The following is a 14,256-nucleotide window of genomic DNA, read 5'->3' on the forward strand; positions in this document are numbered from 1 at the left end:
AGCGGTTGTCAGCCGGCATGTTCCCACTCGGCGTCGTAGCCGTAGGTGCGGTGAAGTTCTTCGAGGGCGGCGTCGTAGTCGAAGTCGTCGTAGTCGAGATCTGGCGGCTGGGGATCGGGTGGCTCGTCGGCGTCGTCATCAGATCGGGCGGGCCGGTGGTAGTCGATGACGGCTTCGATGAAGTGGAACGGGTTGATCCGGGGTTGGCCGTGGTCGAGTTTGGGTGGGGGGATCCATTCGACGCGGCCGGACTCGCCGAGTCGGGTGGTCCAGCCCTGCTCGCTGGCCATCCGGTTATCCGGTGCGCATGCCAGGGCGAGGGAATCAATGTCGGTGTGGCCGTTGTCGGCCCAGTCCCGGTCCAGATGGTGTGCCTGGGTCAAATATCCCGGCACCGGGCAGCCCGGCCGGGTACAGCCGCGATCGCGCGCGTGCAGCACGATGCGCTGATCGGCTGAGGCGATCCGCTTGGTGCGGCCCAGCCACAACGCTCGGCCCTGGCCGTCGAAGATCGTCAGATAGTGGTAGGCGTGCGATGCCATCCGCAGCAGGTCCGGAATCGGCAACAAGCTGCCGCCGGCGGTGTGGGCCTTACCGGCGGCGGCCTGCAACTGCTCGAGGGTGGCCGAGGCGATCACCGTGACCGGCAGGCCGTTGAGCTGCCCGAGATCCCCGCACGCCAGGGTCGCCCGCAAGGCGGCCAACAGCGCATCGTGCTGGCGTTGATCGCGGGTGCGGTGATCGGCCTCGATCTGCTCCTGCGAGGGCGTTCCCGACACGCAGGGCTGCTCATCAGCGGAATTGCACATCCCGGGTGCTCCCAGTTTGGCCAGCACCGGCTCCATGGTGGCCCGCAGCTCCGGGGTGATCGTCCCGGACAGGGTGCTCATCCCGTCGGGGCGTTGCGGCCCCAGCCGCAGGCCGCGGCGGGCCTGGCGTTCACGGTCGTCGGGCTCGTCGCCATCCGGGTCCAGTACCGCGATCAAGTGAGCGGCCAGGCGCCCAAAGCTTTCCGGGGTGAACAAGGTGCCCAGCTGCGCCAGGTCACGCTCGGCACGCTCCCGATCGGCCACAGTGACCCCGGCCGGGATCTTGGCCATCGCCTTACGCGCGATCGCCACCTGCTCGGGGCCGACCTGCCCGGCGGCCTGGGCCGCCGCCAACGCCGGCAACACCGGTTCCAGGGGCTCGCCGGTGATCGCGGTGCGCGGGCCCAACTCGGCGGCCTCCTCGATGCGCCGCCGGGCCTCTTTCGTGCTGATCCGCAACCGCTCACTGAGCGCCTTGGTCAGCGAGCACCCCGCCAACACCTCCCCATGGCCCTCCGCCACCAATCGGGCCAAGATCTGATGATCGATCACCGGCGCCTGCCACGCCAACGCCTCCCGGCGGGCCAGCACCTCCACCAACTCCTCGGCACTCAACGCATCAAACGAACACTGCGCCAACCGGGCAGCAATCGCCTCCTGCTCATCGAGACATCCCATGATGGTGTCCCGATCCGCGAACGCATCCCTACCCATACTTCGAACACTAGTTCGACCCTCCGACAGAAAACCGGTCCGATCCAGCAACCCAGCTCTAAGAAAACCATGAGGAAAACAGCTCTCTGCGCTCGGTAGAGTCGATCCGCAACCCCATCACCGAAAGGGGAACACCGTGGCAGTCACCGTCGTCGACGCCGGCCCCGGGCAGGTCAGCCGGTCAGTAGAGGTTGCGGCCCCGGCTGCTGAACTGTTCGCGTTGGCTGCCGATCCCCGACGCCATCGCGAACTGGACGGGTCGGGAACCGTCCGCGACAACGCCAGGGCGCCGGCCGACATCACGGTTGGGTCAAGGTTTTCGACGAACATGAGGATGTTCGGGGTGCCCTACCGCATCACCAGCACCGTGACCGCGCTCCAGCCCGACGAGCTGGTCGAGTGGCGCCACCCGGCCGGCCATCGTTGGCGATGGGAGTTCGAGGCGCTCTCGCCGGGGTTGACCAGAGTCACCGAGACCTTCGACTACCGCAACGGCGGTGCGCTGCAACGGAAGTTCTACGAACTGACACGGGCGGTCAAGAGCAACGCCGCGGGTATCGAGGCGACGCTGACGGGGCTGCGTGCACGCTACCCGGCCAACTAACCGACCTGGGACAGTAACGCCTCGGTCGGCGGCCGGCGCTGAATCCACGGCCGCACCGACTCGATCTGTGCGGCAAGCAAAATCAGGGTCGCCTCGTCGTTGGCCCGCGCCACCAGGTGCACCGCCTCCGGTACGCCGTCGGCAGCCAGCCCGGTCGGGACCGAGATCGCCGGCTGGCCGCTGTAGCACTGCGGGAAGGTGAACGGGATGAACTTCAGCATCCGCAGCATGGCGCGGGTCGGGCCGTACCCCTCGAAGTAGCCGACCCGCACCGGCGGGATCGCCACTACCGGCGTCATCAGGATGTCGAAGTCGGCGATCGGGCGCTGGGAGCGGGCGGTGATCGCCGGCTCGGCGGCCACCGCGCGCCGGGCCAGCCAGTCCGGCACCAGCCGGCTGGTGCGGGCCTCGGCCTGCATACGCCGTTCCAGCAGTTCGGTTTTCGGCAGTCGTTCGATCTCGTGGGCGAACCCGTTCATGAACAGTGCGAGCACGGCGGCGATGCCCGCCACCGGATAGACCGGGTCCCGCTCGATCACCTCGTGGCCCAGCGAACGCAACAACTCCGCGGTCTCCAGCACCGGCCGGCGCACCTCGTCGCTGACGTGTACTGGCACCACCGGCTTGAACGACATGGCGATCCGCAGCGGCCGCGGCGGCGCCAGCAGCGCGTCCATCAGCGGCGGTGCCGGTGGGGGAGAGGGGATCTCGTCGTCGGGTTCGGGTCCGGTCATCGCATCGTGTAGCAGCGCCACGTCGACGACGCTGCGGGCCAGCGGGCCGATGTGGTTGAGGCCGTGGAACCGGTAGGCCCGTTCCGGTGACTCCTTGGTGCTGATCCGTCCGCGCTGGCCCTTCAGGCCGACCAGCCCGCAGCAGGCGGCCGGAATGCGCACCGAACCGCCGCTGTCACTGCCGGTGGCACCGGGCACCATGCCAGAAGCGACGGCCGCAGCCGAGCCGCCACTGGACCCGCCCGGGGTCCGGTAGAGATCCCACGGGTTGCGGGTCACCCCCCAGGTCGCCGATTCGCACACCGGGTAGGCGCCGAACTCCGAGAGGTGGGTCTTGCCGATGATCACCGCTCCGGCGGCCCGCAATCGGCGCACTGCGGCGCTGTCGGTGCTCGCCGGGCCGGCGTCAATTCCGGTGCCGCACATCGACGAAACGCCCGCCACGTCGGTGTCGTCCTTGACCGCGATCGGGACGCCGGCCAGCGGCAGCACCTCACCGGCGGCCAACCGGCGCTCGACCTGGGCGGCCTCGGCCATCGCCCGGTCGCCGAGCACTGTGCGAAATGCGTTCAGCACCGGGTCAAGTCGGGCGATCCGATCGAGATACAGCGTCACCAGTTCGCGCGGCGACACCTCCCGCTCGCGCACCAGCTGCGCCAGACGCGCGACGCCGGCGAAGGCCAACCCATCATCGTGCGCGCCCGGCATGCTTGCGTCCTTTCCCCCGCGGACAACAATACCGACCCTGCGCTGCGCAAAACGTGTGTCGGTGTTGGCGACACACGCAAGACCGTGAACGTCAGCCCGCGGGCTTGATGTTGTGGTTGAGGGTGAACCGGTTGTGCGGGTCCAGCCGCGCTTTGAGCTCGGCGAGGCGTTTATAGCCGGCGTCGCCGAACGTCGCGCGGATGCGGTCCTGCCCTTCGTCGCCGACGAAGTTCAGGTAGGCGCCGGCTGGGCCGAGCGGCCGCAGGATCTCGAAGGCCTGACCGGCCCACGCCGTGCAGCGCGCGGTGTCGGCCGGGTCGGTCCAGGTCGTCATCAGATGGATGATGTACGGGTGCTCGCGGGTGGGCACGGCCGTCGCCTCCGGCGGCACCCGGCTGGCGTACCCGCCGAGCCGGATCAGGTGCAGCCGGGTCTGGGCCGAGGGCCGCGAGCGGCCGAGCAGGGCGATGCGGCGGATCGCCTCGTCGGTGAGCTCGGTCAAGAACAGCGACTTCCAGTAGTTCAGCCAGCCGAACGGCGCGGTCTGGTCGATGGCCTGCTGCCAGGTCGGGTATTCCAGCTTGTGCTGCAGGGCCAGCACCGGCGAACTCGCCGCGCCGCGCACGTTGAGCAGGGCGCGGACATCGTCGCTGCCTACCGCATCGGTGCGCGTCGAGCAGCCCAGGATGTTGACCAGCGACTGACCGGACTTGAGGTCGGTGGAGAAGTCGAGGATGGACGCCAGGTGATCCGGGGCGTTGTCCATCTGGGCCCGGAAATGCTTCAGCGCCGCCTCGGCGTCGGTGTCGGCATAGGACTGCACGCCGGCCACCACGCCGTCGACCGGGTGCAGCCGCAGCACGAACTGCGCGACGACGCCGAAATTGCCGCCCCCGCCGCGCAAGCCCCACAGCACGTCGGCGTTCTCGGTCTCGCTGACCGTCAGCACCTCGCCGGAGGCCAGCACCAGCTCCGCGCCGATGAGGTTGTCGCAGGTCATGCCGTGGGCGCGGGACAGCCACCCGATGCCGCCGCCGAGCGAGAAGCCGCCGACACCGGTCGTCGACACCACCCCGCCGGGGCAGGCCAGGCCGTAGCGGCTGGTGACCGGGTCGACGTCGCCCCAGGTGGCACCGGCGTCGACGTAGGCGACCCGCGCCTGCGCGTCCACGCGTACCCCGCGCATCTGCGTCAGGTCGATGACGACGCCGCCGTCGGTGGTCGAGTGGCCGGCCACACTGTGGCCGCCGCCGCGCACCGCGATCTCGGCGCCGGCGTCCACGGCGTAGCGCACCGCGGCGACGATGTCCTCGCGCGAGCGACACTGCAGCAGCACCTGTGGCCGCTTGTCGATCATGCCGTTGAAGACCTGACGCACCGTGTCGTAGCGGGCGTCGTCGGGGTAGATGGCGTCGCCGGTGAACCCCGGCACGGTCGCGGTCATTGCATCCTTCATGTCACTCGTCGCGAAGTTCGGTCGCCGGGGTGGAGCGGGTGGACTTCCAGGCGGGAATGATGGCCGCGAACACCGCGGCGATGGTGGCCAGCACGGCGTAGACCACCGCGTCGGTCCAGGGGAACACCAGCGGGGTGATCAGGCCGACGTTGACGACGGCCGCCCGCCGCACCGCTTCGGAGATGGCGATCGACAGCACCGCTCCGAACAATCCGCCGGCCGCGCCGGCGACGACGGCCTCGACGGTGGTGATGGAGAACACCCGCACCCGGGTGGCGCCCAGCGCCTGGATCAGGGCCACCTCCCGCCTGCGCCGGATACCGACCAACAACAGCGTCGACAACACCGAGATGAAGGCGATCGCGAGGAGGCCGTACTTGAGGGTGTTCAGCGGCGTGAGGTAGCGGCCGATCGAGGTCGCGATCTCGGAGGCGTAGCCGGCGGTGTCCACCGCGGTCACCGGCTGGTCGAACCGGGTGGCCCGGATGTTCTCGATGACCTGACCGGCGGTGAACCCCGGGGCCGGGGTGGCGAAGATCAGGCCGGCGGGCTGCGGACCGTAGATCTGCTCGGCGACCGAGTAGGGCATGTAGATCCGGCGGCCGCCGTATTCGGGAGTGGCCACGATGGTGCCGATACTCATCGCGCGCGCGTCGAGTCCACTTCCAAACACCAATACGTCACCGATGCGGAGATCCTTCTCGCGGGCCAGGACACTGCCGATCACAACCTGATTGGCTTTCTGGCTTGCCTCCGGGGACTGCCCGGCGAGTAACCCGAACGGAAATGTGGGCCGGTCCTGCGCCTGGATATGCGCCAGTGACCCGTCTTTGAGGCTGATCTCGATCTCGGCCATCCGCTCGGTCTTCTCCACCCCGGTCACCGCGTCCAGCTTGTTGACCGTCTGCGGGGCGAATCGGGCATCAATCGGCCCGTAGTCGGCGAACTGCGTCGTCGTGATCGCAATGCGCCCGTCGGCCTGCGATTCGGCGACCTTGGTGGCCCCGATGTGGATCGCCACCAGGAACCCCGACAGCAGAATGGCAACCACGACGGGTACCGCGATGGCTCCCGAGATCGCCGCGGTGCGCGACCGGTCCGACCGCAGCGCGTTGAGGGCGATGGTCAGCGTCGCCCCGTTGGACTTGTCCGGCCGCGGGCGCAGGCTGGTGATCGCCTGCGCGCTGAGGTAGGCCGTAGCCAGCAGCAGACCGACGAGTGCCACGACCGCACCGGCGTCGGCGAGGATCGCCTGCCAGGCGACCAGCGCGCCGGACAGCGTGGCCAGCCGGGCCGCGATCACCCCGGCCAGGCCGATCGCCAGCAGCAGCAACGCCCTGGACCAGATCTTGCGCCCGGTGGTCTGCTCCTGGGCCGCTCGCCCGGACAGCTCGGCCGCGATCGGCGTGTTCGACGCCGACAGGGCGGGGCCGATCGCAGCACCCACCGCCAGCACGATGCCGGCCAGGACGCCGAGGATCAGGATCACCGGCTTGAGGACTACCGGGACGGTGACGCCGACGAACCGTTCGGTCAGCTCGCTGGCGCTGGCCACGATGGGTTCGGAGATCACGATGCCGGTCAGCACGCCCATGGCCGAGCCCGCCGCGCCCAACAGGGCGGCCTCGCTGAGGAACCCGGTCATGATCGAGGCCGGCGACGCCCCCAGCGCGGAGGCGATCGCGATCTCGCGGCGGCGTTCCTCGACCGACAGTCGGGTGATCTGGGTGATCAGGATGACCCCGACCCCGACCGAGATCAGGGCGAAGATGCCCAGCAGGGGCAGCAGCACGTCGTTGACGTTGTAGCCGCGCGCCGGTTCGCTGCGGGGCTGCACGCTGTAGGTGGGGCCGAGCGTGGTCTTCAGCCGCTGCTGCACTTCGCCGGCGTCGGCGTCGGAGTCCAGGGTCACGTAGAGCATGTCCACCCGGTCGCCGCGGGCGAACTGCACTTTGGCCATGCTCAGCGGGAGCACCGCGACCAGGCCGTTGTTGACCTCGTCGAGATCGCTTACCCGCTGGAACTTCTCCACCGACAGTTGCCCGACGTCGGTGACCAAGGTCGCCGCGGCGTTCAGCGAGTCGCCCAGCGACTTCGAGATCGCCGGCGGGGGTTCCTGCTGGCCGGTCTGGCAGACCTTCGGGTCGACGATCCACTGCGCCGAGCAGTCCACGCCCAGGCCCAGCCCGTAGCTCTCCTTGCCGTCGTCGTGGATCATCGTCACTCCGCGGATGACCGGCACCACGGCTGCCACCCCGGGCACCGACCGGGCGTCGTCGACGACGGCGGGACTGATGCCGCCGCGGGTGGCCGCACCGACCACGCGCAACGGCGCCGGGCCGGCGATCTGGTAGCCGACGTCGTCGATGGCCTTGGAGACGCTGGTGACTTCGATCATGACGGCCACGACGACTGCGACGCCGCCGCCGAGGGAGAAAGCGGCCAGTGCGGCCCGGAAGGCGTGTTTACGAACGGCCCGGAAATTGATAATCCGAAGGAGGCCGAAAGTCGCGGCTAATGTTCCGCGAGCCATGTCACATTGTTGGGCGGCTGAACCATTCCACTGTCGGTCTCGATTTCACCGTCGAGCAGCGAAACCAGGCGCGGAGCGTCGTCGGCTATTTTCCGGTCGTGCGTCACCAGAACGATTGTCTGGCCGGCCGCATTGAGGTTATACAGTGCGTCGATAACCCGTTGGCCGTTAAGTGTGTCCAGGTTGCCGGTCGGTTCGTCGGCGAGAATCACGTCCGGCTTCATGAATAGCGCTCGGGCCACCGCCACGCGCTGCTGTTCACCGCCGGACAATTCCGAGGGCACCCGCTTGGATTTGGCGGCCAGCCCGACCTGGTCCAGCAGGCTCATCGCGCGGGCGTGCTCAGAGCGGCCGGACTTGCCTGCCAGCAGCCCCGGGAGCATGACGTTCTCCACGACCGACAGCCCCGCCAGAAGGTTGAATGCCTGGAAGACATAGCCGAGCGTCTGACACCGGACGGCGGCCAATTGCTTGCGCGACAGCGCCGAGACACTGTGACCGTTGATGAGGACATCGCCGCTGGTCGGCATGTCCAGCAGGCCCAGGATGCTCAGCAGCGTCGACTTGCCCGACCCTGACGGCCCGACCAGGGCGACGAATTCCCCGCGGGTTATCTGGATATCGACGTTCCGCAAAACCGGTGTGGCCGTATCGCCGGCACCGAACTGCTTGTTGAGTTTGCGCGCTTCCAGCACTACCGGAGGCCTGAGAACGACCGGCGGCGTGTGGCCGTTATGGTCGAGCTCCACGGGGTGTATGTCGGTCCTGATCATGAATCTCCAGCGGGCTTGTGTAATACGCCGACCATGCCCGCGTAGGGCGAGGTTCTCAATTCAGTGCAGCACTCCGATGATGCTGCGTTACCGGGGAGCCCGGTGCCGATCATACCGACCCGAGCCGCCTGTCAAAAATCGTTCACCGGTGACCCCGCGCACCGTTGACGGCCCTGGTAGACGGCGGTTCCGGGGGTCGCGGGGCGGCGCCGTCGCGGCGGTGTCGCGGCGAGATTCGCGCTGACCTGCAGTTATTGCTTCATGGACTGCGGGCCATCGAAGTGCACGTCGCTCCGCTTCGCTTCCCGGGCGGCGCTGGTGGCCGGGTGCACGGCCACCAGGCCGAGTTCGTTGCGCCGCTCGCAGATCGCCGCCAGCTCGGCGTAGGCCTTGGGGCCCAGCAATTCGGTGAGCTCCGGGGCGAGGCTCTGCCACACCTGCCTGGTGCCGACGTGGGCCGCCGGATCGCCGGTGCAGTACCAGTGCAGATCCTCGCCGCCCGGGCCCCAGCCGCGCCGGTCGAATTCGGTGATCGTGGTCTTGAGTATCTCGGTGTCGTCGGGGCGGGTGACCCACTCCTGGCTGCGTCGGATCGGCAGTTGCCAGCACACGTCCGGCTTCATGGTCAGCGGCTCCACCCCCAACCGGACCGCCTTGATGTGCAGCGCGCAGCCCGCACCCCCGGCGAACCCGGGCCGGTTCAGGAAGATGCAGGCGCCCTTGACGGTCCGGGTGCGCAGCTGCTCCTCGCCGTCGTTCTCGTCGTACTCCAGGTAGCCCTTGCGGCCCAAACCCTTCTCACGCAGCTGCCAGTCGGCGTCGGTCAGCTGCGCGACCGCGTCGTCGAGCTTGGCCCGGTCGTCGTCGTCGCACAGGAACGCACCGTGCGAACAGCACCCGTCGTCGGGCCGGCCGGCCACGATGCCCCGGCAGGCCGGGGTACCGAACACGCACGTCCAACGGGACAGCAGCCAGGTCAGATCGGCGGCGATCAGGTGTTCGGGATTGTCCGGGTCGTAGAACTCCACCCATTCACGGGGGAAGTCCAGGCCAACTTCACGGCGACGGGGTGCAGGCTGTGCGGGGGTCACAAAACTCCACGCTAGACCAGAAATTCGCGTCGTCTCACGTTGTCTTGCCTTGGTCCGGGCCGCGCCCCACTAAGTTGGTTGAGTGCGATTAGGCGTGCTCGACGTCGGCAGCAACACCGTCCATCTGCTGGTGGTCGATGCCCACCGGGGCGGTCATCCGACTCCGATGAGCTCGACCAAAGCCACGCTGCGGCTGGCCGAGGCCACCGACAGCTCAGGCAAGATCACCCGCCGCGGTGCCGACAAACTGGTGTCCACGATCGGCGAATTCGCCACCATCGCCGCCAGTTCCGGCTGCGCGGAGCTGATGGCGTTCGCCACCTCGGCGGTGCGCGACGCGTCCAACTCCGAGGACGTGCTGGCTCGGGTGCGCAGCGAGACCGGCGTCGATCTGCAGGTGCTGGAGGGCGAGGACGAATCCCGGCTGACCTTCCTGGCGGTGCGCCGCTGGTTCGGCTGGAGCGCCGGGCGAATCATCAACCTCGACATCGGCGGCGGTTCACTGGAGCTGTCCAGCGGCCTTGACGAGGAGCCGGAGGTGGCGCTGTCGCTGCCGCTGGGCGCCGGCCGGCTCACCCGCGAATGGCTGCCCGAAGACCCGCCCGGCCGCCGCCGGGTGGCGATGCTGCGGGACTGGCTCGACACCGAGTTGGCGAGTGCGGCCGCGACCGTCCTGGACGCCGGACCGCCCGATCTGGCGGTGGCGAGCTCCAAGACGTTTCGTTCGCTGGCCCGGCTCACCGGCGCGGCGCCGTCGGCCGCCGGACCGCGCGTCCGGCGCACATTGACCGCCGCCGGCCTTAGGCAGCTCATATCATTCATCTCTAGGATGACCACGGCAGATCGTGCCGAATTGGAAGGGGTGAGCGCCGAGCGGGCCCCGCAGATCGTGGCGGGCGCCCTGGTGGCGGAAGCGAGCATGCGAGCGCTGTCGATCGAAACGGTTCAGATTTGCCCGTGGGCACTGCGGGAGGGCTTGATCCTGCGCCGCCTCGACCGGGAAGCCGACAGCGCCACCTTCCTGCACTCCTCGTCGATGGGCATGGTCCCGCAGGGAGGGGGTTCCCGATGACCGGACCCAAGCCTGATCCGCGTGACATCGAGACGCGGCCGATCTCGGTTGCCGAACTGCTCGCCAAGAACGGGACGATCGGCTCACCGCCGGTCACCGGGCGCCGTCGGCGCCGGCGCGGCAATGCCGACGCCGTCACGGTCGCCGAACTGACCGGCGAGATCCCGGTCATCCGCGACGACGAGAACCCGCCGGAGCAGAGTGCCGCGGCTGAACCGTCGGAGAGCGCGGACGGCTCCGACGGCGAGCCCAGCGGCGGGCTGCTCATCGGCCCGGCCCCCGGGTTCGTCGAGGACGACCGGCCCGCGACCGGGCCGCGCCCCGTCGAGCGGGACACCCGGCCCGCCACCGGCCCGCGCCCCGTCGAGCGGATCGAGCCCGGCCTGCGCTCGGCCTCCGAGCCGCGCTGGCCCAAATCCCCGGCGCAGCCGTCGCGCAGCACCGGTCCACTGCCGAGTGCTTACCCGCGGCCGATGCGCCGCTCCGATGCGCCGGCCGCGGAGAACGGCCGCCCGGCCGCCCGGCCGACGGCCTCCGGCGCCGAACGGATGCGCCCCGATCCGATCGACACCTACACCGACATCGAAGTCGACGTGATGGACGCCGACGTCCGTGACGCCGATCTGTCGGTCAGCGACTCCGCCTACGTGCGTTCCTTCCTCAGCAAGGCCGGCAGCCCCGAGCGGTCGGTCCGGTCGGATTTCGACTCCGACGCCGCCGATCTCGCCGATGCTGACGCCTTCACCGACGCCGAGGAGGCCGACGCCCCCGAAACCGAGCCGGTCGAGGAGTACGTCGGCCGACCGGGACTGGTCGGCGGGGTGCTGGTGGTGCTGCAGTCGATGTTGGCGGTGGCGTTCGGCGGCGGGTTGTTCATCGCGTTCGACCAGCTGTGGCGGTGGAACAGCATCGTGGCGCTGGTGCTCACCGGCCTGGTCACGCTGGGGCTGGTGGCCGCGGTGCAGGCCGTGCGCAAGACCCCCGACCTGGTCAGTACGTTGATCGCGGTCGCGGTCGGACTGCTGGTGACGTTGGGGCCGCTGGCGCTGCACGCCAATTAGCCGGTCACTATTAGTCCGTGCGCCCTGCCATCAAGGTCGGATTGTCGACGGCTTCGGTTTACCCTTTGCGGGCCGAGGCCGCCTTCGAGTACGCGGCCCGGCTCGGCTACGACGGCGTCGAGCTGATGGTGTGGGGGGAGTCGGTCAGCCAGGACATCGGCGCGGTGCGACGGCTGTCGCAGAAATACCGGGTCCCGGTGCTGTCGGTGCACGCGCCGTGTCTGCTGATCTCACAACGGGTCTGGGGCGCTAACCCGATCCACAAGCTGGAACGCAGCGTCCGGGCCGCCGAACAGCTCGAAGCCCAGACGGTGGTGGTGCACCCGCCGTTCCGCTGGCAGCGGCGCTACGCCGAAGGGTTCAGCGATCAGGTCGCCGAGCTGGAGGCCAAAAGCGACGTGGCCGTGGCGGTGGAGAACATGTTCCCGTTCCGGGCCGACCGGTTCTTTGGTGCCGATCAGTCCCGTGAGCGGATGCGCCGTCGTGGCGGTGGCCCCGGTGCGGGGATTTCGGCGTTCGCGCCGTCCTACGATCCGCTCGACGGCGGCCACGCGCACTACACCCTGGACCTGTCGCACACCGCGACCGCCGGCACCGACGCCTTGGACATGGCCCGCCGGATGGGCTCGGGCCTGACGCACCTGCACCTGTGCGACGGCACCGGGCTGCCGGCCGATGAACACCTGGTGCCTGGACGCGGCGACCAGCCCACGGCCGAGGTGTGCCACCTGCTGGCCGCCGGTGACTTCACCGGTCACGTGGTACTGGAGGTAACCACCTCCCAAGCGCGCTCGCCGCACGAGCGCGAGGCGTTGTTGATCGAGTCACTACAGTTCGCCCGCACGCATCTGCTGCGCTGATCCCACAAGGAGCCCTGCGTGACTTCATCCACGCTGTTCACTGACGCCATGACGCTGGTGCGGGTCGATGGCGACGAAGAGGTTCAGACGTTCGCCGGCGCGCTGAACGAGCATTGGACGATCGGCCCCAAGGTGCACGGTGGGGCGATGCTGGCGTTGTGCGCCAACGCCGCCCGCACCTCCCTTTCCGACCTTTCCGAGCACGGTGGTGCTCACCTGCAACCGGTGGCGGTGTCGGCCAGCTATCTGTGGGCACCGGACCCCGGCCCGATGCAGCTGGTGGCCACGATCCGCAAGCGCGGCCGCCGGGTCAGCCTCGTCGAGGTCGAACTCAACCAGGGCGAGCGCACCGCGGTGCGCGCCGTCGTCACCCTGGCCGAGCCCGAACACCATGCGCCGCCGCTGCTGTCGGTCAACCCGGTGGTGCCGCTGATGACACCGGAGCCGCCGCCCGGGCTGGAGCCGATCGGTCCCGGCCACCCGATGGAACACATCGTGCACCTGGCCCACGGCTGCGATATCCGGCCGGCGCTGACCACGCTCGGCCCGCGCTCGGATGGCGGCCCGCCGGTGATCGAGATGTGGGTGCGGCCCAAAGACGCCGCACCCGATGTGCTGTTCGCGCTGCTGTGCGGCGATGTGTCGGCGCCGGTGACCTTCGCCGTCAATCGCACCGGCTGGGCGCCCACCGTGCAGCTCACCGCATATCTGCGGGCCATTCCGGCGGACGGCTGGCTGCGGGTGATCTGCAGCTGCGTGCAGATCGGCCAGGACTGGTTCGACGAGGACCACACCGTGGTCGACTGCGAGGGCCGGATCGTGGTCCAGACCCGCCAGCTGGCGATGGTTCCCGCCCGCTAGCGCGTCCCCGAGGGTGCTCGAGGGGTCATATCTGCCATGCTGTCGCCATGGCCAGAATCGCGATCATCGGCGGCGGCAACATGGGCGAAGCCCTGCTGGCGGGCTTGCTCGCGGCGGGACGCCCGGTCAAGGACCTGGTGGTCGCCGAGCGGTTCGGTGACCGGGCCCGGCAGCTCTCCGAGAAGTATTCGGTGCTGGTGACATCGGTCGCCGATGCGGTGGAGAACGCCGCCATCGTGATCGTCGCGGTAAAGCCGCAGGACGTGGACACCGTTGTCGCCGAGTTCGCCAAGAAGGTCACCGCCGCCTCCGGCGACAGCCCGGAGCAGGTCCTGGTGACGATCGTCGCCGGTGTCACCACCGCATACGTGGAGTCCAAGCTGCCGGCCGGTACCGCGGTGATCCGGGTGATGCCCAACACCCCGGTCAAGGTCGGCGCCGGGGCCAGCGCGCTGGCCAAGGGCAGGTTCCCCAGCAACGAACAGGTCGAGCAGGTTGCCGCGCTGTTCGAGTGCGTCGGCACGGTGGCGATCGTGCCGGAAGACCAGCTGGATGCGGTCACCGCGGTGTCGGGGTCGGGGCCGGCCTACTTCTTCTTGATGGTGGAGGCGCTGGTGGACGCCGGGGTCGCGGCCGGGCTGAGCCGGCGGGGCGCCACCGATCTGGCCGTGCAGACCATGGCGGGGGCGGCGCAGATGCTGCTGGACGGGCGCAGCGAGACGGACGGGACCGCCAACGCGGTCATCGACACCGCCCCGGCACAGCTGAGAGCCATGGTGACCTCCCCCGGGGGAACCACCGCGGCGGCGCTACGCGAGCTGGAGGCCGGCGGGCTGCGGACCTCGGTCGATCGGGCGGTGCAGGCGGCAAAAACCCGCTCTGAGCAGCTAAGAATTACAACAGAGTAATTCACTTATTTTTCACATATTGGCCCTCAGGCGTCGCAGGAACCCCATTCGTCCCGCTATTCTCCTCTATGT

12 protein-coding genes are annotated in these 14,256 nt (G+C 69.1%); 6 read left to right on the forward strand and 6 right to left on the reverse strand.

Annotated features, from left to right (window positions below; translation table 11 throughout):
• Nucleotides 1–8: 8 nt before the first annotated feature.
• The gene (locus AC5Y4Q_RS09975) at nt 9–1,523 is read right to left on the reverse strand and encodes an HNH endonuclease signature motif containing protein (RefSeq protein ID WP_499958825.1); all 1,515 of its coding nucleotides are present in this window, start codon (nt 1,521–1,523) and stop codon (nt 9–11) included.
• A 136-nt stretch (nt 1,524–1,659) separates the two neighbouring features.
• Here AC5Y4Q_RS09975 and AC5Y4Q_RS09980 point away from each other — a divergent pair, with 136 nt between their 5' ends.
• A complete protein-coding gene (locus AC5Y4Q_RS09980) occupies nt 1,660–2,127 on the forward strand; it encodes an SRPBCC family protein (RefSeq protein WP_064922981.1) in 468 nt (155 codons plus the stop codon).
• Here AC5Y4Q_RS09980 and AC5Y4Q_RS09985 read toward each other — a convergent pair.
• From AC5Y4Q_RS09985 to AC5Y4Q_RS10005, 5 genes are all read right to left on the reverse strand, one after another.
• Nucleotides 2,124–3,569, reverse strand: coding sequence for an amidase family protein (locus AC5Y4Q_RS09985; RefSeq protein WP_499958827.1), 1,446 nt, complete (start codon nt 3,567–3,569; stop codon nt 2,124–2,126). The genes AC5Y4Q_RS09980 and AC5Y4Q_RS09985 overlap by 4 nt on opposite strands.
• 91 nt (nt 3,570–3,660) lie before the next feature.
• On the reverse strand, nt 3,661–5,013 hold the full coding sequence (locus AC5Y4Q_RS09990) for an FAD-binding oxidoreductase (RefSeq protein WP_499958829.1): 1,353 nt from the start codon (nt 5,011–5,013) through the stop codon (nt 3,661–3,663).
• Between the two features lie 13 nt (nt 5,014–5,026).
• Nucleotides 5,027–7,423 (reverse strand): FtsX-like permease family protein, encoded by a 2,397-nt coding sequence (locus AC5Y4Q_RS09995; protein ID WP_499958831.1) that lies wholly within the window; start codon nt 7,421–7,423, stop codon nt 5,027–5,029.
• Nucleotides 7,424–7,539: 116 nt separating this feature from the next.
• The gene (locus tag AC5Y4Q_RS10000) at nt 7,540–8,331 is read right to left on the reverse strand and encodes an ABC transporter ATP-binding protein (RefSeq protein ID WP_234786585.1); all 792 of its coding nucleotides are present in this window, start codon (nt 8,329–8,331) and stop codon (nt 7,540–7,542) included.
• A gap of 251 nt (nt 8,332–8,582) precedes the next feature.
• On the reverse strand, nt 8,583–9,422 hold the full coding sequence (locus AC5Y4Q_RS10005) for a DUF3109 family protein (RefSeq protein ID WP_125225227.1): 840 nt from the start codon (nt 9,420–9,422) through the stop codon (nt 8,583–8,585).
• Nucleotides 9,423–9,504: 82 nt separating this feature from the next.
• Here AC5Y4Q_RS10005 and AC5Y4Q_RS10010 point away from each other — a divergent pair, with 82 nt between their 5' ends.
• Genes AC5Y4Q_RS10010 through proC form a run of 5 tightly spaced genes read left to right on the forward strand, consistent with a single transcriptional unit; the run spans nt 9,505 to nt 14,184 of the window.
• Complete coding sequence (locus AC5Y4Q_RS10010) at nt 9,505–10,494, forward strand: Ppx/GppA family phosphatase (RefSeq protein ID WP_064922993.1); 990 nt, start codon at nt 9,505–9,507, stop codon at nt 10,492–10,494.
• On the forward strand, nt 10,491–11,555 hold the full coding sequence (locus AC5Y4Q_RS10015; RefSeq protein WP_064922995.1) for an Rv0497 family membrane protein: 1,065 nt from the start codon (nt 10,491–10,493) through the stop codon (nt 11,553–11,555). The genes AC5Y4Q_RS10010 and AC5Y4Q_RS10015 overlap by 4 nt, the downstream gene beginning before the upstream one ends.
• A gap of 17 nt (nt 11,556–11,572) precedes the next feature.
• A complete protein-coding gene (locus AC5Y4Q_RS10020; RefSeq protein WP_064922997.1) occupies nt 11,573–12,415 on the forward strand; it encodes a sugar phosphate isomerase/epimerase family protein in 843 nt (280 codons plus the stop codon).
• Nucleotides 12,416–12,433: 18 nt separating this feature from the next.
• Nucleotides 12,434–13,276: a thioesterase family protein gene (locus tag AC5Y4Q_RS10025; RefSeq protein ID WP_064922998.1), complete on the forward strand. Its 843-nt coding sequence runs from the start codon at nt 12,434–12,436 to the stop codon at nt 13,274–13,276.
• 47 nt (nt 13,277–13,323) lie between these two features.
• A complete protein-coding gene (gene proC, locus AC5Y4Q_RS10030) occupies nt 13,324–14,184 on the forward strand; it encodes a pyrroline-5-carboxylate reductase (RefSeq protein ID WP_499958835.1) in 861 nt (286 codons plus the stop codon).
• Nucleotides 14,185–14,256 lie beyond the last annotated feature (72 nt).

It is taken from the genome of Mycobacterium sp. NGS16 (genome assembly GCF_059813225.1).